The sequence below is a fragment of the Microcoleus sp. BR0-C5 genome, from assembly GCF_036705045.1.
GTDB lineage: Bacteria > Cyanobacteriota > Cyanobacteriia > Cyanobacteriales > Microcoleaceae > Microcoleus.
On sequence record NZ_JAUBTR010000015.1, the window covers coordinates 1 to 22102 of the forward strand.

General features: G+C 46.2%; 16 protein-coding genes. 10 read left to right on the top strand and 6 right to left on the bottom strand.

The annotated features are described in order from the left end of the window. Positions 1-110 precede the first annotated feature (110 nt). The 7 genes from QUB08_RS09770 to QUB08_RS09800 all read left to right on the top strand — a co-directional run bounded on the left by QUB08_RS09770 (position 111) and on the right by QUB08_RS09800 (position 10639). Positions 111-458, top strand: coding sequence for a transposase (locus tag QUB08_RS09770; protein ID WP_333224635.1), 348 nt, complete (start codon positions 111-113; stop codon positions 456-458). 688 nt (positions 459-1146) lie between these two features. Then, positions 1147-2337 (top strand): glycosyltransferase, encoded by a 1191-nt coding sequence (locus QUB08_RS09775; protein WP_333224567.1) that lies wholly within the window; start codon positions 1147-1149, stop codon positions 2335-2337. A 74-nt stretch (positions 2338-2411) separates the two neighbouring features. Then, on the top strand, positions 2412-3722 hold the full coding sequence (locus QUB08_RS09780; protein WP_333224568.1) for a glycosyltransferase family 2 protein: 1311 nt from the start codon (positions 2412-2414) through the stop codon (positions 3720-3722). A gap of 255 nt (positions 3723-3977) precedes the next feature. Beyond that, positions 3978-5228 carry a glycosyltransferase gene (locus QUB08_RS09785; RefSeq protein ID WP_333224569.1) on the top strand — a complete coding sequence of 417 codons (1251 nt, stop codon included), beginning with the start codon at positions 3978-3980 and terminating at the stop codon, positions 5226-5228. Beyond that, positions 5225-6016 carry an ABC transporter permease gene (locus QUB08_RS09790; RefSeq protein WP_333224570.1) on the top strand — a complete coding sequence of 264 codons (792 nt, stop codon included), beginning with the start codon at positions 5225-5227 and terminating at the stop codon, positions 6014-6016. The genes QUB08_RS09785 and QUB08_RS09790 overlap by 4 nt, the downstream gene beginning before the upstream one ends. Beyond that, a complete protein-coding gene (locus QUB08_RS09795) occupies positions 6017-8089 on the top strand; it encodes a Wzt carbohydrate-binding domain-containing protein (protein WP_333224571.1) in 2073 nt (690 codons plus the stop codon). Between the two features lie 132 nt (positions 8090-8221). Next, positions 8222-10639 carry a sulfotransferase gene (locus QUB08_RS09800; RefSeq protein WP_333224572.1) on the top strand — a complete coding sequence of 806 codons (2418 nt, stop codon included), beginning with the start codon at positions 8222-8224 and terminating at the stop codon, positions 10637-10639. Positions 10640-10869: 230 nt separating this feature from the next. Here QUB08_RS09800 and QUB08_RS09805 read toward each other — a convergent pair whose 3' ends face one another. From QUB08_RS09805 to QUB08_RS09825, 5 genes are all read right to left on the bottom strand, one after another. Next, a complete protein-coding gene (locus tag QUB08_RS09805; protein WP_333224573.1) occupies positions 10870-12093 on the bottom strand; it encodes an NAD(P)/FAD-dependent oxidoreductase in 1224 nt (407 codons plus the stop codon). Positions 12094-12100: 7 nt separating this feature from the next. Next, complete coding sequence (locus QUB08_RS09810) at positions 12101-12469, bottom strand: aspartyl protease (RefSeq protein ID WP_333224574.1); 369 nt, start codon at positions 12467-12469, stop codon at positions 12101-12103. Further along, on the bottom strand, positions 12466-12783 hold the full coding sequence (locus tag QUB08_RS09815) for a hypothetical protein (RefSeq protein WP_333224575.1): 318 nt from the start codon (positions 12781-12783) through the stop codon (positions 12466-12468). Before QUB08_RS09815 ends, QUB08_RS09810 begins: the two co-directional genes overlap by 4 nt. A gap of 108 nt (positions 12784-12891) precedes the next feature. Beyond that, entirely contained in the window at positions 12892-14799 is a 1908-nt protein-coding gene (gene dxs / locus QUB08_RS09820) for a 1-deoxy-D-xylulose-5-phosphate synthase (RefSeq protein ID WP_333224576.1), read from the bottom strand. 861 nt (positions 14800-15660) lie between these two features. Next, complete coding sequence (locus QUB08_RS09825; RefSeq protein WP_333224577.1) at positions 15661-17802, bottom strand: protein phosphatase 2C domain-containing protein; 2142 nt, start codon at positions 17800-17802, stop codon at positions 15661-15663. 334 nt (positions 17803-18136) lie between these two features. Between QUB08_RS09825 and QUB08_RS09830 the strand changes: the two genes are divergently transcribed. Both QUB08_RS09830 and QUB08_RS09835 read left to right on the top strand, forming a co-directional pair. Then, a complete protein-coding gene (locus QUB08_RS09830; protein ID WP_333051437.1) occupies positions 18137-18568 on the top strand; it encodes an NfeD family protein in 432 nt (143 codons plus the stop codon). Between the two features lie 130 nt (positions 18569-18698). Next, on the top strand, positions 18699-19667 hold the full coding sequence (locus QUB08_RS09835; RefSeq protein ID WP_333224578.1) for an SPFH domain-containing protein: 969 nt from the start codon (positions 18699-18701) through the stop codon (positions 19665-19667). A gap of 309 nt (positions 19668-19976) precedes the next feature. Here the strand turns inward: QUB08_RS09835 and cimA are convergent, their stop codons facing one another. After that, on the bottom strand, positions 19977-21635 hold the full coding sequence (cimA, locus tag QUB08_RS09840; protein WP_445300906.1) for a citramalate synthase: 1659 nt from the start codon (positions 21633-21635) through the stop codon (positions 19977-19979). A gap of 75 nt (positions 21636-21710) precedes the next feature. On the opposite strand from cimA, the gene QUB08_RS09845 reads away from it, so the two are divergent. Beyond that, a complete protein-coding gene (locus QUB08_RS09845; protein WP_333107358.1) occupies positions 21711-22049 on the top strand; it encodes a 2Fe-2S iron-sulfur cluster-binding protein in 339 nt (112 codons plus the stop codon). The last annotated feature ends 53 nt before the right edge of the window (positions 22050-22102 follow it).

Sequence of the window (22102 nt, forward strand, 5' to 3'; positions counted from 1 at the left end):
ATAGGGTTTCATCATGAGACTCCTCAAAAGATTGGCATAGAGCTATTATCCTCTATCCTTTACATAAAAGCACTACCGACTCAACCGCCTCAATTTTCTCCATCCTTTACATAAAAGCACTACCAAAGCCGAGTCTAACTTACTTATCTGAGGAAGAAAAAGCAAAATTATTACAAGTGCAATCAGACTTACCACTCGTAAAAATTATGCACTCCTTAAAAGAAGAATTTCACGCTTTATTTGACAAATGTAAAAATTTAAGTGCGGGAATATTAGAAATAATCGATTGGTTGAAAAAGGCAGAGCCGTACTATAAAAAGATCGTAAACACCATTAAAAGGTGGTTTGGGGAGGTAGTAGGACATTTTGAACAAAGAACAAACAACGGAATGGTTGAAGGTATTAATAATAAATTAAAACTGTTAAAACGCAGTGTATTTGCTTTGAGAAATTTTTAAAATCTTGAAATGCGAGCTTTGCTGTTTTGGCATTTTTCTAAAGATTTAGCATACTAAGTACGGAAGAACCACAAAGGGCTGGAGATGGTTATAATAATTACTACTGGGGAAAGTTTTAATGGCGAGAGTGTTTAAGTGTTTAATTGGGAGCATCTCACTTGGGCAGCCCAGCTATAAATTGGAGTTTTGAGGCAGGAGGCAGGAGGCAGAACGAAAGAGAAAGAAGGAAGGAGCCAGAAGAAGTGTTTTTACAAGTATGAGATGTTCTCCTTTAATTGTTGGGTATGTTTTCGATAATAGTATACGATCGCAATTAAAGCTGAAATGAGGAGCGATCGCACAAACCGGGTTTTATCAAAAAATCTGGTTTTTAGATTTGGTATTAATGGGGAGAATGGGGAGGGCGCCGACCGCCAATAACGGCTGCAATTGACACGTGCATCAAGGTGCGAAGGTTTTTGATAAAAAATATTATGGAGAAAAAAAACTTGACATCAGCGGGTAATCGAAAGTTAAAATAAATAATAGCCATAACAAAAGGAGGCTTTATGTTTGATTCGCGATCGCCAACAAGTATGGCATTGAGAAGTTGCTCTCCCCTAAAACAATTGCTGCTAAAATACATCCGCTAATATACGGAGTATTTAGGATTTTTTCGCAATCTAAAATCTAAAATCTAAAATCTAAAATGGCAACAGCTATTCTTGAGCTGGAAATCTCCAAACTCCCGCCAGAAATTACGGTTGAGGAGCCTTACAGCAAAGCCTTGATTTTAATTCGACTGCACGGAAAACCGATCGGTCAAGCTCTTTTGCCCGTAGTCGGAGGCCACCTTGGCGGTGACGAATTACGGGAAACACTGATGAATGCTGCTGGTGACAACTTGTGGAAAAACTGGCTCTACGACACTCTAGAATGGGATGAGCGGGGGTCGGTGGAGGCATTGCCGATCGCCACAGTAGCAGTTTGCACACGCGATCGCCCGGAAGATTTGCGGCGCACTCTTGACGCGCTGATGCAGCTCCCAGACGAGGGTCAGGAATACTTAGTAATTGACAATTGTCCCAGCACGGACGCTACCAAGGAATTGGTAAAAAATTACCCACAAGTCCGCTATGTGCGCGAAGACGTACCAGGCTCCAGCGCTGCCCGTAACCGAGCTTTACGCGAAGCTAAACACGAATTCGTAGCGTTTACAGATGACGATGCTGCCCCCGATCCGAACTGGCTGCGATCGCTCTTGTGGAATTTTAGCGATCCGCGAGTTATGTGCGTCACGGGGCTGGTGATGCCCTTGGAACTGGAAACCGAAGCGCAAGAATGGTTTGAGTGGTACAGCCCGCACGGGCGGGGATTTGAGCGCCGAGTTTTTGATGGGGCGCAGTGCAATCCTCTGATTGTGCATCTTGTGGGAGTTTCGGCGAGTATGGCTTTGCGGAAAAGTTCTATCGACTACATTGGCCTGTTTGACGAAGCTTTGGGGGCGGGAACGCCCACGGTGGGTGGCGAAGACTGTGAACTCTTTGCCCGCATTTTGCGCGCGGGCTACTGCATTGTCTACGAGCCGAGAGCATTGAGCTGGCACCGCCATCGGCGCACTTGGGAAGAATTGCGAAAAACGCTCCAAGGCTACGGCATCGGAGTCTATGCTTTCTGGACGCGGCTGTTTGTAATCAACAGAGAATTCAGTGTGCCTCTATTAGCTTGGGGATGGCTGCGGTATAAGCAAATTCCTGAATTAATTGCTTCTTGGCGAAAGCAACCGGATGCGGTTCCGAGGGATTTGCTGTGGGCTCAATTTCGGGGCTGCATTAGCGGGCCGAGGGCTTATTTTGCTTCTCGGAAGTTGTTACAAAAAATTAAGGGGAGCAATGAATAGGGATTTTTAGATTATTTTTAACGCCAGATGAAGGGAGATGAAATGCAGATGAAGTTAATTGTTGTAATGTAAATATGGAAAATCTAACAGTTAGCATAATTATTCCTAGCCACAATCGAAGTTCTTCGCTGCGGCGCGCTCTGGATGCTTTGCAATCGCAGACTTATCCGATCGACCTGCTCGAAGTTATTGTAGTGGCAGATAGCTGCATTGACGATACTTTGGCAATGCTACAAGACTACAAAGCTCAGTTTAAACTGCAGGCGATCGAGGTAAATTGCCGGAGTGCTGCCATCGCCCGCAATACGGGAGCGGCTTCGGCTACCGGGAAATTGCTGCTGTTTCTCGACGACGATATCGAAGCGCTGCCACCTTTGGTGGAAAGCCATGCGCGGGTTCACTCTTTGCGTCCGGGAGCGGCTGTCATGGGGCCCTATCCGCCTAAGTTGCACGGAGAAACTAGGTTTTTTGACGTGGAAGTGCGCTCGTGGTGGGAAGAGAAGTTTTATCAGATGAGCCAACCTGGTCACCGATTTACTTATCAAGATTTGCTCAGCGGCAACCTTTCTTTGGATGCAGAACTGTTTGCTCGTCTCGATGGCTTTGATTCGGCTTTCGGGAACTGTGGCGGAGAAGATTACGAGTTTGGGGTGCGTTTGCTGAAAGCTGGTGTACCTTTTGCTGTAGCGGGGGAGGCTGTGGGCTATCATTACGAACACGAAACTAATAATCTCGATCGCTCTTTCCGCCGCTCTCGTCAGGAAGGGCGATCTGATGTTTTGATCGGCCGCCGACACCCGGAACTCAGACCGACGCTGCAAATAAAAGACTACGAAACTCCTTATTTTTTGGTAGACAAGATTGTGGTGGCGATCGCGTTTTTATGGCCGGCGGTTGTCGATGGGCTGGGTGTAGGAGTCAGGAAATCTCTGGATTTGCTGGAAAGCTTGGGGATGCGGGGAACTTGGCGGTGGTTGCGGGCAAAATTGCGCGGTTATTGGTATTTGCGGGGTGTGATTGATGAGCTAAAAAGTCGCTCTGCTATTTCTAGTTTTATGCAAGGAGGCCCGGCCCGTGGTGATTTGGGCGGACATGAAATTAACATTGATTTGCAGCAAGGTTGGGAAGCTGCAGAAAGTCTGCTGGATGCGGAACGACCTGCTGGGGTTTACCTGTATTACGACCAACTAGCAGTCGGCCATATTTTTCCGCAAGCAGGCGCGGAACCGCTGCGAGGCGCTCACTTGCGATCGATTCTGGCGCTTCACTTTGCTCAACCGCTGGCGGGGGCGATCGCGGTTAACGGTATGCCCCGCACTGCTGAAACGCTTGAAGAAAAACCTTTAGTTGGTTTTGAAAGTTACGAGTTAGCAATTAATAACTAAGTAGGTAGGTGCAAATAAACATTACATGATTCGGGCAGATGAGTGCCTTCACCTTATGGCTTATATCTCGTTATCCTTAGCTAAACCAGCCCGTAGAAGATATTTTTTTCGTGCAGATATACTGAATTCGGGGAAGTTAAACCAAAAACTCAAACCTCAAAAGTTGGAAATTGGGAAATAGCAACCCCCAACTTAAAAGCCAAAACTCAAAATTTTTCGATCGAGTTACCGTTGCAAAATTTTACGGAGCAAGTTATGGCAATAAAAGTGATGGAAATTGAGTTTACCGAACAGATGAATCCGATTCGGCAACTCGAACAATACGAAGCAGTTCGCTTTTTAGTTCGCTACCGGGGACGGCCTCTGGGCTGGGCTTCTGTTAGTAACAATCCCTGGGAACAAACAATTTCCGCTGAGCGAGTGCGGCAAACAATTGTGGATCAGTTAGGAAAAGAGTTGGTGCGATCGAGTTTAGGAGAGCTGTTCGGGGCTGTTTCTGAAGCAGTGGCGGATCGCCACCTGCCGTCCATTACCGTTGTCATCTGCACGCGCGATCGCACAGATTTGCTCAAAGGCGCTCTGGAAGCTCTGCTCGCCCTCGACTATCCGCACCGCGAAATTATCGTTATAGACAACGCTCCTGCAAACAGCAGCACCGCTGAATTAGTCGCGGATGCGCCGGTACGCTACGTCAAGGAAGAACGGCCAGGATTGGACTGGGCGCGCAATCGCGGGCTCGGGGAAGCGCGGCATGAGATTATTGCTTTTACTGACGACGACGTGCGGCCCGATCGGGGTTGGCTGCGGGGTATTGCTGCGGCGTTTGCTGACCCAGAAATTATGGCAGTTAGCGGTTTAGTCGCGCCGGCGGAACTAGAAACAGAGGCTCAAATTCAATTTGAACTTCGCTACGGGGGAATGCTGCAATACCTCGACAGTTTTAAATTTGATGGTAGCAAGCTCTCGACGCGGGAGTTGCTGTGGGCGACCAAATACGGCGTGGGAGCGAATATGGCTTTCCGGCGGCAAGTTTTCGAGGCTGTGGGCAATTTTGACGTTGCTCTCGATGTGGGCACTGCGACTTGCGGTGGTGGGGATATTGAGATGTTTCATCGGATTCTGGCGAAGGGATACTCGACTTTTTATGAGCCGAGAGCTTTGGTGTGGCATCGGCACAGACGCAGCGCCGAGGCTTTGAGCCGGCAGTTACAGGACAACGGGCGCAGCTTTGGGGCTTATTTACTCACGTGCGATCGCAACCGCACTGTGCCGCGCTGGGAAATTTGGAAATTTGCTATGTTTCAGTGGCTTGGTTGGTGGCTGGTGCGCCGCTTGGGGGTTCCGGGTTTGCTGCCGCGCAAGTTGGTAGTCAGAGAGTTGCTGGGAGCTCTCGACAGTCCTTTTGCTTACAGAAAAGCGCAGTTGCAGGCGCTGCAGTTAGCTGAGATTGAGCCGCAAGAGCAGCTACAGTCGGAACCTGAGCAAGTCGCCGGAGGTGTGCGATGAGAAGTGTTCCAAGGGTGGGTTACAGGCGCAAAATCGCTCATTTCTTCGATTTGCTGCGGGTGTTGGTCGATCGCGATATGAAATTACTTTACAAGCGATCGACTTTGGGGATTGCTTGGACTTTAATCAATCCGCTGTTGCAGTTAGCTGTATTTTCATTTGTATTTCGTTCTGTTGTACCGATTAACGTTCCGAAATTTTCTTCCTTTGCTTTCAGCGGTTTGTTAATCTGGAGTTGGTCTCAAACCGCATTATTTCAAGCAACGGGATTAATTACCAACAATAAAGCGCTAATCAGACAGCCTAATTTTCCCACGGCAATTTTGCCGGTAGTCACGACTATGACGGGGCTAATTCACTTTCTGTTAGCTTTGCCGGTGTTAATTATCTTTCTGGCAATTGATGGCGTTCAGCCGAGTGCAGTGTTGTTTGTGTTGCCGCTGCTGATGGCTATTCAGTTTATTTTGACTGTCAGTTTGGCTTACCCCCTCGCCGCTTTGAATGTCACTTTTCGCGATACTCAGCACACTTTGGGTGTACTTTTGCAGATGCTGTTTTACCTGACTCCGATTTTCTACGACCTCAACAGCGTTCCGAAACAATTTCAGCCTCTTTATCAGTTAAATCCTATGGTGCCACTACTTGGAGCTTACCGCGCCATACTGCTCAAAGGTATGCAGCCGGATTGGCTGGCGCTGTTAATTGTTAGCTTGGTTGTGGCTGCTCTTTTGCCGATCGGACTGGGAATTTTTAGACGGCAAAGCAATACTTTTGTGGAGGAATTGTAAATGCGTCAAGCTATTGTTGTCAAGGGTTTGGGGAAACGTTTCAACCGCTACTCGGCCGATCGACCTTATACGATTATGCAGGCCGCTTTGGCGGGTTTTCGGCAGATGAAACCGCAGGCGCGTTTTTGGGCACTGCGGGATATCAATTTCACTGTTTCTCCCGGGGAGATGCTGGGAATTCTCGGCAAGAATGGCGCGGGAAAATCGACGCTGCTGCAACTTGTTGGCGGTATCGGCCAGGCTCAAGAAGGAACTATTGAAGTTAATGGCAGAATTGGCGGTTTGTTGGATTTGGGTGCGGGTTTTCACTCGGATTTAACGGGCAGAGAAAATGTGTTTGTGGGTGCGGTGGTGGCCGGTTTGACTCGTCGGGAAGCGGCGCGCCGATTTGATGATATTGTTGAATTTGCGGAATTGCAACAGTTTATTGATAGTCCGATGCGGACTTACAGTACAGGGATGCAAATGCGGCTGGCTTTTTCGGTGGCGGTGCACACCGATCCAGAAGTGCTGTTAGTTGATGAACATTTGTCGGTTGGTGATGTGGCTTTTCAAACTAAATGTTTGAACAGAATCACCGAGTTTAAGAATCAAGGCTGTGCGATTGTTTTGATTTCTCACAACGCGGCGCAAATTCATAAACTGTGCGATCGGGCTTTGTGGCTGAAATCAGGTGAAATCGTGGCTTACGGGGAACCAGAAGTGGTAGTCGGTCAGTATTTGTCGGAAATGCGCCCACCAACCGAAAAACGCACTCCCATGCGTCCTCCTGAAGTGACGAGTATGGATTCACAACTGCGAATTAATGACAATCGCTTCGGTTCTTTAGAAGTAGAAATTACGGATGTCAAAGTCTTGCCGGATGATGAGATAAACAGTGGCGATTCTATTACTGTGGAAATTCATTATTCTGTAGAAAAAGCAATTTCGTCCGCTATTTTTGGCGTGACAATCAGCCGGGAAGACGGTCAAAGTTGTTTTGAGACTAATACTAATCAAATGGGCCGATTGCTGCCGCTGGCGGAAGGTAAAGGCACAATCAGCCTGCACGTAGATAGGCTGGATTTAGGCAACGGTCAGTATTACGTGAATGCTGGGGTTTACGAGAAGAGTTGGGCTTACGCCTATGATTATCATTGGCACATTTATCCGCTGTACGTGCGATCGACTGTAAGCCAAAAAACGATTCTTTGTCCGCCCTACCGCTGGGAATTTGAGGACAAAATGCAGGTTGCGGATTTACCCGAACCAGCCGAGAAAGTTCACGCATTGAATAAGGATAATCCCGCCTATGCCAAAATTTTGGATCAGTTGAAAAATAAGCAGGAACCAGATTTTTTCATTATTGGCGCTCAAAAGTGTGGCACGGAACCTCTATCCGGCTATCTCGCAAATCACTTGCAAATTCTCAAAGAAGGTTCCCGCGAAATTCACTTTTTTGATTTGAATTTTGAGCGGGGCGTTGATTGGTACAGCAAGCAGTTGACTCGCAGTGTGGCGGGTGAAAAGGTGTTGCTGTGGGAGATGACTGCTTACTATATTTATCATCCATTGGTTGCCGAGCGGGTTTACAAGTGCTTCCCGGATGTTAAGCTAATTGTAATGCTGCGAAACCCGGTAAAACGAGCTTGGCTGCACTATCATTTAGAAGTGGCTATCGGCTGCGAAAAGCTGGATTTTGAAAAGGCGATCGCTTCCGAGCCCGATCGCCTAAAAGGTGAAATTGAAAAGCTCAAAGCTGATCCAAGTTATTACAGTTTCAACCACCAACATTATTCTTATTTGTCGCGAGGAATTTATGTTGAACAAATCAGGAATTGGCTCGATTATTTTCCGAGGGAACAGTTGCTAATTCTCAAAAGCGAAGATTTTGAGGCAAATACCGACAAAGTTGTTTCCGAAGTGTTAGATTTCTTGGATATTAGAGCGATCGCAAGTAAAGAATATGAGATTAATGCGATCGAGGAATACAGCCAAATACCAGCAGCAATCGAACAACAATTGACAGATTATTTCAAACCTTACAATCAAGAACTTTCTGACTTGTTAAAACAGGATTTTACTTGGAGTTAGGAAAAGAGTTTTTAACCGCAGAGATGGCACAGAGGAACATGAATCCTACCTCTTTATTCTCTCCCTCTGTGCCCTCTGCGCTCTCTGCGGTTAAAAATAATCTCATTCACAAACAACTTATAAAGTATAAAAATGAAACGAATATTTCTCGTAGGATCTCCTCGCAGTGGCACAACAATTCTTCAAAGCTTATTAGCCGCTCATCCCGAAGTTATTTCTTTTCCCGAATCTAAGTTTTTTCACTATTTGCTATACGATCAGTTTGCGGGAAAGTTGCCCGGTAGAATGGAAGCTTTTTTTAAGGATGAGATTAAACGTCCTGAACTTTTGAAAGATTTTGATGACAGCCAAAGTGTGGAAGCTAAAGCTAGTTGGTTTGTGAGAGTTTTGGATGGTTTGGCTGCTGAACAAAAAAACAGCGTTTGGTTGGAAAAAACGCCGGAACACATATATTTTATTGATGACATAGAGCGCTTTTTGCCGAATGCGAAATTCATACATATTTTGCGAAACGGTATGGATACAATAGCTTCTATGTATGAGGCTACTAGGAGTTTTAACGAATTGTGGGGCGCTGGTTGGGATTTAAACCACTGTATCAATCGCTGGGAACACGCGATGTTAACTAGCCACAAATATATTAATAAATATAATCATATATTAGTTAAATATGAGGAGCTTTTAGATAACAAAACACAAATTTTAGCAAAAATCTGTCATTTTATGGGCATTGAATATGACGGCACAATGCTCGTTAATTATCAAGAAAAAGCCGCAAAGCTAAGTTTAAATCTACCTTGGCACAAAGGAATTGAGAGAGATGTCAAAAGTAGTAAGGTTCACAAGTATCATAAAATTTTCACTCGAAAGGAAATCAGATATATTTTAGATAAAATTCAGCGAGTCCAAGGTGAAATTGCCTGGAAAGTTACGGTGGAAGTGAGCGAACCAATTTCGGATATTTACGCTTGGCAAATATGCGATAGCCTGTGCTGTACGATCAAACTAGAAGGAATTCAACTCGGTATTATTGAATTGCCGATTTGCGATGGTATGGTGGCGGCTTCGGTGTTGGCGGATGCGGTTGCAGCCCAGTTTGCTTGGTCAATTCTCGATCGCTTCTTTCAACGCAATCGCTGCGAAAAAGGCAATAAGTTGTGGGAAACTTTGCTGGAACCATTGCACCGTAAACATGACTGGACGCTATTTCAGCAAGAATTATGGGGGCGCCCGCATTGGCATTTGCAGGATTTATACAAGCCAGAAATAGCAGAGGAAGTCCCCACAATTACCCTCAAAAAAGATTTGATTGTCTTAGAAATTAGCGAGGAATTTGCTAATATAAAAGTTGACCTTTATGAAATAGACGTGCTGGTGAAAGTAGGCGGCGTTGCTGTCGGTATTGTCACTGTTGCGGTGGAAAATAATTTGGTTTCGGCTCAAAAATTGCGATCGACAATTACTCGAAATATGGGTTTTGAGTTGTGCGTCGCCGCCGTGCGAGAAGCTTTGATGGGAAAAACACTCAACGGCAAGCAAGGGCTACGATCGCGCTTAGCCTCTTGTGCTCAGCAAAGATCTAATTTGCCCGACTGGTTGAATGCACCGGGTGCTGGGGGCATTTACCCCCAAAATGCGGTGATGTTCGGCAGGCGATCGGGTGCGATCGGGACAAGTGTCAGCCGTCGCGCCGCACTCCCGGCGGCGGCGCTGCCGGAAATCGAGTCAGCCGCGGCAATCGCGGGGGAACCGACAATGCAAATTCCCCAAGAAAACGAGTTTCCAAAGCAAGTATTTTACGCACCGGAAATCATTGGCTCAAAATCTTCTTATCGGGAAGTTTCTCACTCGGTGAAACCTCAAGTTTTGGACAATCATAGCGTTACAAAAAAACTCCCGATTCTCTCCTACCGCCGCATTTCTCCTGACGGTTTAGACGCAGTTACTCCCCAGATTTTTGAACAACAGTTACACAATCTCAAAAATCTCGGTTATTACAGTGCGAGTTGGGAGAATTGGCGAAGCGCGAAACTGGCTAAAACTCCTTTACCCGGTAAAGCTGTATTGATGACATTTGACGGCGGCTATCTCGACTTTTTCCAATATGCTTGGCCTCTGCTAAAACGCTTTGATTTTACAGCAACTGTTTTTATCGTAGCGGAGTCAATAGGAAAGACAAATAGTTGGGAAAAAGCCGAATTTGAAGAAGTGCAGTTAATGGGATGGCCGGAAATTTTGCAACTGCGGGATGCAGGAATTGAATTCGGTTCTATGTCTGCTACTCATCAACCTTTGACTGCATTGTCGCCGACAGAAATTGTGCGGGAGGCAGCCAAATCCCGTGCTATCTTGGAACGGGGATTAGAGAAATCTGTTAAATGTTTTGCCTATCCTTACGGGGATGTCGATCCAATTGTAGCGCATTTAATTGGAGCGAGTGGATATACTTTTGGTGTATCATATACATTAAATTTTAGCAGTTTTGAAGATTCTTTATTGTCGCTGCCGCGCATTCAAGTCACCGCCGAAAATGCCGTAAAATTAGCTTAGTAATCTCGCTTCCGGTTGCACCGGAATGATTGTTGACTGTTGACGGTTGACTGTTGACTGTGAGTCAAAAAAATGAAAATTGCGCGAATTATTTGTTGCGAACTTGATTCGACTTTACGCCGGATGATGAAGCGCGGATTTGATATCATTCCGGCGCAGCCGGAATTGATATAAGGTGCGTCAATCAGCCCGATTTTTCCCTAAACTAACAATCTCTCAACGGACGCACCTTACAAGTTAAATTTATTAATCAATGCCTTGATTTTTCGCTGCAAATAACCGCCTAACCCTCTGGAAATTTTATCAAATTTATAATAAAATAAAATATCCATAACATCTTCAGTTTTCATATACTTTAAATAAGAAATCATTTTATCGGTTAGTTCATCATTAACATCATCGATATACTTTCTCACGGCCAACCTTTCCGAAATATTCCATTTCTGATCAAACTTGCGGTGCATTTCCGCCTCATAATCCCGAAAATCTGAGATTTTCCCCTGCAAATACCTTTGAATATATTTCCCGGCGATTTGGGCACCATCCATCCCGTGTCTAATGCCTTCGCCACCCAAAAAATTTACTGTCGAAACACTATCGCCGATCGCAATTACATTATTTTCTTTCCAATAAATATCCTTCAAGCCGCGACTGTACTTCAGCGTCGAACCGTGTTTGTCAATAATTTTATAATTTTTAGACTTCAGATATTCATCAATCAGTAAATCAATATATTTTTTCAGCGGTGACAAATGCCTCACCGTTTTCGAATCTAAAAAAATGCGCCCCGCACCAACTTTCAGCCTGTTTGGTTCCATTGGGAATATCCAGGAATAACCCTTTGGCATCCATTTATCGCCCAAAAAGAAGATTAAATCACCGCTGTATTTATTGTAAACTTCTGGCTCTACTTCAATTAAATATTCAATTCCAGTTCCCGACAAAAAATCCGGCTTATCATTCTCTTTTTCGTACATAATCGCCCTAGCAAAGCCAGTAGCATCAACCAATACTTTAGTGCTAACTTTGATAATTTGACCGTCGGATAACTGTTTGAATTGTACTATTGTTTCGCCGTTTTCTTGTGAGTGTCGAATGTAGCGATAACCCAACCAAACTTCACCGCCAAATCGCTCAACTTCGCTGGCCAAAAATGCTCTAAATTTAGCAAAGTTGAGAACAACTCCCAAGCTTTCGGGAGACTCCCAACTTTGACTGACTTTGCTAGTTTCAATAGTAAGTTTGTGCCAAAAACTGCCGATAACGGATTCAGGTAAATCGAATTTAGAGAGGGTTTCTAGAGGTGTAGCGGCGCTAGAAAAGTCATTTTTATAAAAATTGTCGTTTTGCTCTGCCAGCAAGACTTTGTGGCCGGATTGGGCTAGGATTCTCGCGCAGTGACCGCCTGCAGGGCCTGCTCCTACTATTACTATGTCAAAACTTTTTAAATTCATTTTGCTTTTAACTCGCTTCCAATGTCAAAACACCCGCAGACATATCAACTACTAACCGCCGAGTTTTCAGCCACTGGCGGCCGATTAAAATTTCCGGTACTCCGTCACCCACATGAACGGGAATGTCAAATTCTTGCTCATCTATGCGTACTTTTCCTGCATAAAGATCGAAATCAAATTCTCCCTTTGCTGTCCGCATTTCTTGTCGCCTAATATAAATCCAATCAAGTCCCTCGAAATCTTGTTCGTCCATTGCTAACCAGCCCGAAAAACCTGTATCTAGCAGAGCATCAACAGGTAATTCTAAGCCGTTATCAGCAATCAATTCTACTTCAAAAAATAGCTCATCTTCATCACCAAATCTTCCTGCAATCATATTGAGCCGCACGCCCCTGTATTGTTGATGCGGAAAAGGTAGGGGATAGCATTTGGGTGTTTCTGGTGGCACATTTTGGTAGCCGCCATATCATCCTTGTCGATAAAATATTCCCCGCTATCAGGTTCAACCGCCATGTACCAGTTGTAGTGACTGTCAATTAATTCTGGTTTAAGGCGATCGAAAATTACTTTGCAACGCTTGCGAAATGCCGCTCTTTCAGCTCGCCACTGGGCTTTTTTTTCTTCTGACCACTGAATTTCTGGGAACAATCTTCCCCGTCGCACGGTACGATTTGGTTTCACGTTAGTCATTGTTTTTTCTCCGTTGTCCTCAAATCTTCCTTCAATCATGCTGCTCTTTCACTGTCATAGATCGGAGCTCGAATGGTAAGGTGCGCTGCACCCTACCATTCTAGCTATTTACACGCTAACAGGAGACTGTTTGCGGCTGAATGTTGCTAAGATACGATCGCACATTTGCGACGGATTTAATCCCAAACTGGCAAATGATTGTTCAGGCGTTGCATGATCTACCAATGTATCGGGTACACCCAACCGCATCACTGGAACAACAACATTATTGTCCAACAAAGCTTCGGCTACTGCTGAACCAAAGCCTCCCATCAAACAGCCTTCTTCCATTGTGACAACTTTGCCGATTCGCTGTGCTAAAGGCAAGATTAATTCGGTGTCCAAAGGCTTGACAAAACGCGCATTGATGACAGTTGCTTCAATGCCGTGTTCGCTCAGAATCTCGGCGGTTTGCATTGCCGGATAAACCATTGAACCGTAACCCAAGATCAGCAAATCGTCGCCGTTGCGGAGAATTTCGGCTTTGCCGATCGGCAATTCTTCCCAACCTTCCTCCATCAAAGGCACGCCGTAACCGTTGCCGCGCGGGTAACGCATGGTGATCGGGCCGCTTGTGTGGTTGATTCCCGTGACAATCATCCGCTGCAATTCTGCCTCATCTTTTGGTGCCATAACTACCATATTTGGCAGGCACCGCAAGAAGGCAATGTCGTACATTCCTTGGTGAGTTGGGCCGTCAGCACCGACAATGCCGGCGCGATCCAAACAGAAGAAAACTGGCAAATTTTGGATACAAACATCGTGAATTATTTGGTCGTATCCCCGCTGCACAAATGTCGAGTAAATTGCCACAACCGGGCGCATCCCTTCGCAGGCTAAACCAGCGGATAAAGTCACGGCGTGCTGTTCGGCAATCCCGACATCAATGTACTGTTTAGGCAGTTTTTCATGAAGTTTATCCAGACCTGTTCCGGTTGCCATCGCAGCGGTAATGCCGACAATCTTGGGATTATCTTCTGCTAGCTTGACCAGGGCGTGGGCAAAGACTTTCGAGTAAGCTGGAGGCTTGGGTTTAGTGGAGGGAATGCCTTTGCCTGTGGCTAAGTTAAAAGGATTTTGGGCATGATATCCTACTTGGTCTTTTTCGGCGATCGCATATCCTTTGCCTTTTACCGTCACCACATGAACCAACACCGGCCCTTGAATAGTATGAGCTTGTTTGAAAGTGGCAATTAACTCTTCCAAATTGTGTCCATCTACCGGGCCCATGTAAGTAAAGCCCAATTCTTCAATTACTGCTCCAACTTTCGAGACGGCCAAGCGTTTCATCCCTTCTTTGAGGCGTTCCATTTCAGGAGTAAAAGTTTCGCCGACAAAGGGAATGTGTTTGAATTGTTCCTCTAAGTTATCTTTGAGAAACTGCACCGGTGGCGACAATCGCATCTTGTTCAAATAGCGGGTAATTGCGCCGACGTTGGGCGAGATTGACATCTCGTTGTCGTTGAGCACAACTAACAAATTGGTTTTCGGCATATGGCCCGCGTGGTTAATCGCTTCGAGTGCCATGCCCCCAGTCAAGGCGCCGTCGCCGATGACTGCTACAGTTTTAAAGTTTTCCCCCTTGAGATCGCGCGCCATCGCCATTCCTAACGCTGCGGAAATGCTTGTGGAAGCGTGGCCTGCGCCGAAGTGGTCAAATTTGCTCTCGCAGCGCTTGAGATAGCCTGCAACGCCGTCTTTTTGGCGTAGGGTGTGGAATTGGTTGTAGCGGCCGGTGATTAATTTGTGAGGATAAGCTTGGTGGCCGACATCCCAGGTAACTTTGTCGCGATCGAGGTCGAGTGTTTGGTAGAGTGCTAAGGTCAGTTCGACTACACCCAATCCTGGGCCGAGGTGGCCGCCGCTAGCGGCTACAGTTTCTAAATGCTTTTCTCGAATTTGTCGGGCAATTTGTTCGAGTTGATGAATCGAGAGGCCGTGTAATTGGTTTGGGTGAGTCAGTTCGCTGAGATGCATATTTTAAAATCTTGCTCCTGTGAATCAGGACGAATCCTTAACAGATATAGGTTGTGCCTGCAACGTTGGGTACGCGCAAACGTTAGAATAGTTTAACGGTTATTTGAGAAAAACTGTTAGGCGTAAGATTTTTGTTAGTTTTGGCCTGGTAATTATAGTTAATAAATTGTGCGCCGTCAATCGATTTTAGATTTTAGATTTTAGATTTTAGATTTTAGAGGCGACCCCACGGATAAATGCGGGGGCTTGAGGATTTTCGATTTTCGATTTTGGATTGATTCCATGGATAAATCAGGTGGCGGATACCACCTTTGAAATTCGTGGTCAATATAAAAAAGCTTATGTTGTTAGTTCCTAATCGCTAATTGTTAGCTGCATGGATATTCTTAAGCATTTTTAACTACTTTTTGTAGTGATGGCTGACTTTTTAGCCATCTTGTTTCTACCAGCGGACTATGATACAAAACCATTAACTGTGATGGGAGCATCTCATATTTGTAAAAACACTTCTTCTAACTCCTTCCTTCTGCCTCAAAACTTTAATTTCTAGCTTGGCTGCTTTCATTTAGATGCTCCCACTGTGAAGTTTGATTTATATACAGCGTATTCCAGGTTTATGAAGTACCCCAGAAACCAGGTTTCTTTACAGTTCTCGCATCCTTACTGATTCTGTTCAAAAAACCAGGTTTCTCGCGATCTACATCTACATTGAATATGCTGTAAATCAACGACCTCTACCAGAAATCATTCCATTTACACTGGGAAAGTTTTCCCGAATTTGGATAGTAGATAAGCTGCGACGCTCGAAGCATTGTTTTGTAAGCTCAAAAGTCGATTCGGGCGACGGCGAGAGATTCTCCCTTACTCCGCTGATGGCAAAGGAGTTTCCGCTTCTTCGGGGGGCGGAATTTCCGCAGGAGTCGATTCGGGCGACGGCGAGAGATTCTCGCTATCGGGGGGCGGAATTTCCGCAGGAGTCGATTCGGGCGACGGCGAGGGACTCTCGCTATCGGGCGACGGAATTTCCGAAGGACTTGGGGCGGGAGTTTCCGGCGGTGGCGGAACTTGTGCGGGCTCTGGCTGGGGGCTTTGGAGGCTTTGTACCCACAAACCTAAACCGCCGGCGGCTAATATCAGCCCCAACACCCCCAGTAGGGGCAGTGGCAGCTTGGATCGCTGTTTTTGAACGGGTTCCGGGGCGGGGGAAGTTTCGGGATACAACAACTGTTTGGACGATTCTGAAAGCTGAGATTCTGGAATCCTCCCGGACTTCTGGAGGGACGCAGCGACGAGGGAAGGTGGCAGCGACACCGAGGCTGACACTGGCGCTGACGCCGGCGCTGACGCCACCGCCGGATCAAACAGTACCAATCTCTCCGGCGACATCCGACAGTGAGTCGCCACCACGGAGGTGTTGTCATAACCGTTTTTCTCGTTGGCGAGACGAATCCAAGACTGAACTGCGGCTTCCAAAGACATTTTGCCCTCAAGCACCTCTGGGCCGTAATTCTCCCAAGATTTCTCTACCCAGTCGTTGTCGCTCAAACCGTCGGAACACAGCAGCAGTAAGCCTTCCTCTTCGATAATAAATCGCTGAATCGTCGGGCGCAGGAAATCGGCATCCCGCGTCCCCAAAGCTTGAGTCAGGGCTCCTGCATCCGATCGCAGTTGAGTCTCCCAGTACAAACAATGTCCTAGCTGGACTTCCCTTGAGGCTACGTCGTCGTCCACAGTCAGCCGGTGACAGTAATTTTTGCCAATCCAATAAGCGCGGCTGTCTCCAACATTGACTAAATAAAGTTCGTGGCTGTTATTCGAGGGCAAATCCTCGGAAATTTTCACTTTTTGAGGCAACTGGAGGGCCATCACCAAAGTCGTCCCCATCCGTTGCCGCAACTCTTTTCCCTGCTCGTTATTTTGAGCAGAAATCACATTATTTACAACTCTGACTATTTCTTCGAGTTGCTTGATGACCATTGTTGGCGTCATCAACTCTTCTTGTTGAGCAATTTCTGCGAGCAAATTTTGGATTAAAGCTTTCAGGGACTGCACGGCTAATTGACTGGCAACTTCTCCTCCTTCGTGGCCTCCAACCCCGTCGCAAACCATTGTCAAGTAAGGAATTAGTTTCTCGCCCCCTGAAGTTTTGCTAAATTGAAAATCAGCAGCAGTCGGATAGCAACTGTCTTCATTTTGGGAGCGCTGCGGCCCGGTATCAGTCATGCCGACTACTTCTAAGTGCAGAGGCAATTTAGCGGCTTGTTCTAATAGTAAATCGTTGAGTTCCAGGGCGATCGCGTCGAAATTCATGCTGCTGCGACGCATAAACTGACAAATCTCTCCGAGTTTCGCCTGCACCTCGGGCCCGGCTGATTCCACCAAACCTGACCACACATCTCCCAAATCCCGCAGCGTCGGTACAAAATTGCCCCGGTGCAGTTCCAGCAGGCGTACCCGCCAACCTTCCACCCGCAAATTTTCCGGTACCAGCAAACTCGAAGCGACTCCCTGTTCCGATAGCGGCGTCCACAGTTGGAGCATTTGCCACAGCCAGTAAACTTGGCGCGCGCCGGTTGTCCCAGACCAAGCTTCTAAAATAGAAGGATACAGGCGACCAAAATTATTGATGGGCACATTTTCCAGCAACAGCACTTCTGTCGCTTCGGGTGCTTCCCCTAGCGAACAATAACCGTATACTTCCGGCGTATGCAGCCGTTGGGGATACAAATGCAGGTAAGGCATAATGGTATCCGGCAGGTGTTCCGGGACGCTCGGAGGCAAAGCTGGGCGGCTGTCGAGCCAGATTTGCGGTGCAATGACAAAGTATCGATCGGCTATTACCTTACCCGCCGGCACTTCCTCGGCTGCTTGCCCCACCACCCACACATAGCGATAAATTAAATCCGTTTCGCACGCTGCACAGTGCTGGCGGCCAAAGGTATTGCGGGGATCGGGACAGCTAAGATTCGGGCAATAAATGGGTTCGGAGAAACTGCTGATCATATCGAAATAGTTTGTGTAAAAAGATTCTGAAGATATTTGATTCGCCAGCCCAAATTCATGAGCTTGAGAATAAACTGATTTTAGCCCCTATCAATTTCTTAACTGCCTTTGGGCCCCTAGAAATTGTAGTTTCTGCCAGTCTGCACCGGCTTAAATTGTAATTTAAGTTACTAAACTCTGACTTGGAGTAGGATGGAAGCCTCAACCTGGTACTGCTGCGCGAAAAATCGCTCTGAGGGGCTGCAAGTCGCAAACCCTTGCAGAGTAAGTTGTTGGCAATTCTTAAATCTTAAATTTCCAATCTAAGATCTAAATAGTATCACCTATTCTTTTTATGATCTTGACTCCGACGCTCCTTTGGCTGATAGCTGGGTCTTTGCTCTGTTTGGCCGAGCTATTTCTTCCGACTGCTTTTGTCGCTTTTATGATGGGACTGAGCGCCTTCGCCGTAGCTGGATGCTCTCTAGTTCTACCTTACGTTAATTTACAAATATTCCTCTGGATGGTATTTTCGACAGTTTTTGTGCTGCTGTCTCGGCGGTTGATACCCAAAGGCACCGCAAGGGCGATCGCAGATTCTCAGGAAGCAAAAACTTTAACAGAAATTCCCCCCGGAGAAGCCGGCAGAGTCATTTATGAGGGGAATTCTTGGCAAGCTCGCTGCGAAGACACGAAGGCCACTATCCCCCCCAACCAAAACGTAATTGTCGTGGGACGGAAAGGCACTACTCTGATAGTTTTGCCAGAAAATCTCTTGCATTCTTAAAAAAAATGCGTAATTAATCACAGACAATTAGTAGTTAGTCATCAGTCATTAGTCATCAGTCATTAGTTTTTAGTCAAAAGTCATCAGTCATTAGTTTTTAGTCAAAAGTCAACATTTATAGGAGGCAACCGTGGAACAATTTTTTTTACTTGTATTTTTAGCACTCGGTGGCTCAGCCCTCGCAGGTTCCGTCAAGATTATCAATCAGGGAAATGAAGCGCTGGTGGAAACTTTAGGTAAATACAGCGGCAAGAAACTGGAACCCGGTTTAAATTTTGTCACGCCGTTTCTCGATCGCGTCGTTTACGAGCAAACAATTCGGGAAAAAGTCTTAGATATTCCCCCGCAAGCTTGTATCACCCGCGATAACGTTTCCTTCACCGTTGATGCTGTGGTTTACTGGCGCATTGTAGACTTGGAAAAAGCTTGTTACAAAGTAGAAAATCTCCAGTCAGCAATGGTAAATATGGTGCTGACTCAAATTCGCGCCGAAATGGGTCAACTGGATCTAGAACAAACCTTTACTGCTCGTTCTCAAATTAATGAAATCTTGCTCAGAGATTTAGATATTGTTACCGATCCTTGGGGAGTGAAAGTAACGCGGGTAGAATTGCGGGATATTATCCCTTCTAAAACTGTACAGGAATCGATGGAATTGCAGATGGCAGCCGATCGACGGAAGCGGGCGGCAATTCTGACATCCGAGGGCGAACGCGAGTCAGCAGTTAACAGCGCCAAAGGTAAGGCTGAAGCGCAAGTTCTGGATGCAGAAGCGCGCCAAAAAGCGACTATTTTGGAGGCGGAAGCTCAACAAAAGGCGATCGTCCTGAAAGCTCAAGCAGAACGCCAAAGTCAGGTTTTGAAAGCTCAAGCTACTTCTGAGGCCTTGCAAATAATCGGCAAAACTCTGCAAAATGACCCCAATGCTCGCGAAGCTTTACAATTTTTGTTAGCTCAAAACTATCTAGATATGGGTCTAAAAATTGGCACCAGCGACAGCAGCAAGGTGATGTTTATGGACCCGCGCAGCATTCCCGCTACGCTCGAAGGAATGCGAGCAATAGTTGGGGAAGGTAATAATAATGAGGTGAAAAAGTAGGGGAACATCTCATATTTGTAAAAACACTTCTTCTGACTCCTTCCTTCTGACTCTTTCCTCCTGCCTCGCAGCAAGAGAGCCTCCTGCCTCAAAACTAAAATTTCGACTAGCTTGGCTGCTTTCATTGAGATGCTCCCAAAAGTAGGGGAGCATCTCATATTTGTAAAAACACTTCTTTTGGCTCCTTCCTTCTGACCCTTTCCTCCTGCCTCAAAACTCCAATTTTATAGCTTGACTGCTTTCATTGAGATGCTCCCCTTGGTATCTATTTAAACATCGATATTCAGGCAACTTCTCTTCGCCGTCAACCTAATAACTCGACACAGTTAAAACGATCGCCTCCCTATCTCCCAACACCAAACCATACTCCAAACCTTCAACAACCGCTTGATAAGAAGCATCCAAAATATTACCAGAAACCCCCACAGTCGTCCAGCGGTCTTGACCGTTGCTAAACTCAACCAACACGCGAGTTTTAGCAGAAGTTCCCGCACATCCGTCCAGAATTCGCACCTTATAATCGGTTAAGTTAAAATCAGTAATGGCCGGATAAAAATTCCGCAAAGCCTTCCGCAAAGCCGCATCAAGTGCCGAAACAGGCCCATTTCCTTCCGCGCATTCCAGAATATCTTGACCGTTAACAGTCACTTTCACCGTTGCTAAAGAATTAACTGTTTCCTCCCTACCTTTATCGCAGTGAACTTGAAAACCTTTGATTTCAAATAAACGCTTGCGCTTGCCCAAGGCCTCCCGCATTAACAATTCAAAAGACGCCTCAGCACCCTCAAATTGATACCCCTGGCTTTCCAAATCTTTCAATTTTTCCAGAATTTGGCGACAAGCAGGATTTTTGCGATCGAGATCCATGCCAAAAGTGCGCGCCTTCGCCAAAACATTGCTCAAACCAGCTTGATCAGAAATCACAATTCGCCGCCTGTTGCCAATTTTTTCCGGTTCCAAATGTTCGTAAGTTAACGGATTTTTCTCAACCGCCGAGACGTGAATTCCACCTTTGTGAGCAAAAGCCGAAAGGCCTACAAAAGGAGCATGATCGTCGGGAGCAAGATTGACAATTTCACTGATCGATCGACTTACTTGAGTTAATCTAACTAATTGCTCATTTTGAATGCAGTCATAATTCAATTTGAGCTGAAAATTAGGAATTAAGGAACATAAATCGGCATTGCCGCAGCGTTCACCGTAACCGTTTATAGTTCCCTGTACCATCCTCACTCCTTCCCGCACAGCAGCCAAAGCATTAGCAACCGCAACTCCTGAGTCGTTGTGAGTGTGAATTCCTAACTGCACAGGTACTTCGCGATTGGTTCCTAAAGCTGCTAAAACATCGCGAACAACCTGACCGACTTCGTGAGGCAAAGTACCGCCATTAGTATCGCAAAGCACCAGCCATTCTGCACCGGCATCCGCCGCCGCTTCTAAAGTTTTAATAGCATAATCTGGATTGTGCTTGTAGCCGTCAAACCAGTGTTCGGCATCGTAAATAACGCGCCTTCCCTGAATCCGCAAATATTCAATTGTATCTCGAATCATCGCCAGATTTTCTTCTAGCGTGGTCTTCAAACTTTCAATAACGTGCAAATCCCACGACTTGCCAAACAGCGTCACCCAGCGAGTACCTGCGGACAAAATAGCCTGCAACATTTCATCATTAGCTGCCGTAGTTCCCGGCCGCCTAGTCGAACAAAAAGCTACCACTTCTGCTTGAGTTAGGGGCTGTTCTTTGAGACGCCAAAAAAATTGTACGTCTTTAGGATTCGCCCCCGGCCAGCCGCCTTCAATAAAGGGAATTCCTAAACTGTCTAACTGTCGAGCAATTCGCAGTTTGTCTTCGAGAGATAAGGAGAGTCCCTCGCACTGAGCACCGTCTCGCAGCGTGGTATCGTAGATCCAGAGCCGATTTGTCATGGGAAATTGCGATCGAGAAATTGGTAATATATCACTTACCATATTAGATGAATTTATTTGAATTTAATGCGATAATATATAGGAAAATTAACATAAATCTAATTGGGGTAAATTGCTGTGGTCAAGGTACAAGCGCAAGGAAAAACATTTGAGTGCGATCGCGGAGCCAATCTCCGTGAAGTTTTGCTCAAAAACGGCATCGATCTCTACAACGGCAACGCCAAAGTCATCAACTGCCACGGCCTCGGCACTTGCGGCACCTGCGCCGTCACCGTCGAGGGCGAAGTTTCCGAGCCCCAGTGGCGCGAAAAAGCCAGACTTTCGGTTCCTCCCCATTCTCCAGCCTCCAACCGCCGTTTGTCTTGCCAAACCAAGGTTTTAGGCGATATTAAGGTGACAAAATATGACGGTTTCTGGGGTCAAGGTTCTGAAACTGTCTGGAAACCCCAAGCATAGATTTTTTGTTAAGGAAGGCAGATAGGACGATCGCCTTGCCAGATAATCTGTAA

What these genes read in the sequence shown, in the direction of transcription:
- QUB08_RS09775 (WP_333224567.1), top strand. Translation starts at nt 1,147, where the DNA reads ATGGCAACAGCTATTCTTGAGCTGGAAATCTCCAAACTCCCGCCAGAA.
- QUB08_RS09780 (WP_333224568.1), top strand. Translation starts at nt 2,412, where the DNA reads ATGGAAAATCTAACAGTTAGCATAATTATTCCTAGCCACAATCGAAGT.
- QUB08_RS09785 (WP_333224569.1), top strand. Translation starts at nt 3,978, where the DNA reads ATGGCAATAAAAGTGATGGAAATTGAGTTTACCGAACAGATGAATCCG.
- QUB08_RS09790 (WP_333224570.1), top strand. Translation starts at nt 5,225, where the DNA reads ATGAGAAGTGTTCCAAGGGTGGGTTACAGGCGCAAAATCGCTCATTTC.
- QUB08_RS09795 (WP_333224571.1), top strand. Translation starts at nt 6,017, where the DNA reads ATGCGTCAAGCTATTGTTGTCAAGGGTTTGGGGAAACGTTTCAACCGC.
- QUB08_RS09800 (WP_333224572.1), top strand. Translation starts at nt 8,222, where the DNA reads ATGAAACGAATATTTCTCGTAGGATCTCCTCGCAGTGGCACAACAATT.
- QUB08_RS09805 (WP_333224573.1), bottom strand. Translation starts at nt 12,093, where the DNA reads ATGAATTTAAAAAGTTTTGACATAGTAATAGTAGGAGCAGGCCCTGCA.
- QUB08_RS09810 (WP_333224574.1), bottom strand. Translation starts at nt 12,469, where the DNA reads ATGATTGCAGGAAGATTTGGTGATGAAGATGAGCTATTTTTTGAAGTA.
- QUB08_RS09815 (WP_333224575.1), bottom strand. Translation starts at nt 12,783, where the DNA reads ATGACTAACGTGAAACCAAATCGTACCGTGCGACGGGGAAGATTGTTC.
- dxs (WP_333224576.1), bottom strand. Translation starts at nt 14,799, where the DNA reads ATGCATCTCAGCGAACTGACTCACCCAAACCAATTACACGGCCTCTCG.
- QUB08_RS09825 (WP_333224577.1), bottom strand. Translation starts at nt 17,802, where the DNA reads ATGATCAGCAGTTTCTCCGAACCCATTTATTGCCCGAATCTTAGCTGT.
- QUB08_RS09830 (WP_333051437.1), top strand. Translation starts at nt 18,137, where the DNA reads ATGATCTTGACTCCGACGCTCCTTTGGCTGATAGCTGGGTCTTTGCTC.
- cimA (WP_445300906.1), bottom strand. Translation starts at nt 21,635, where the DNA reads ATGGTAAGTGATATATTACCAATTTCTCGATCGCAATTTCCCATGACA.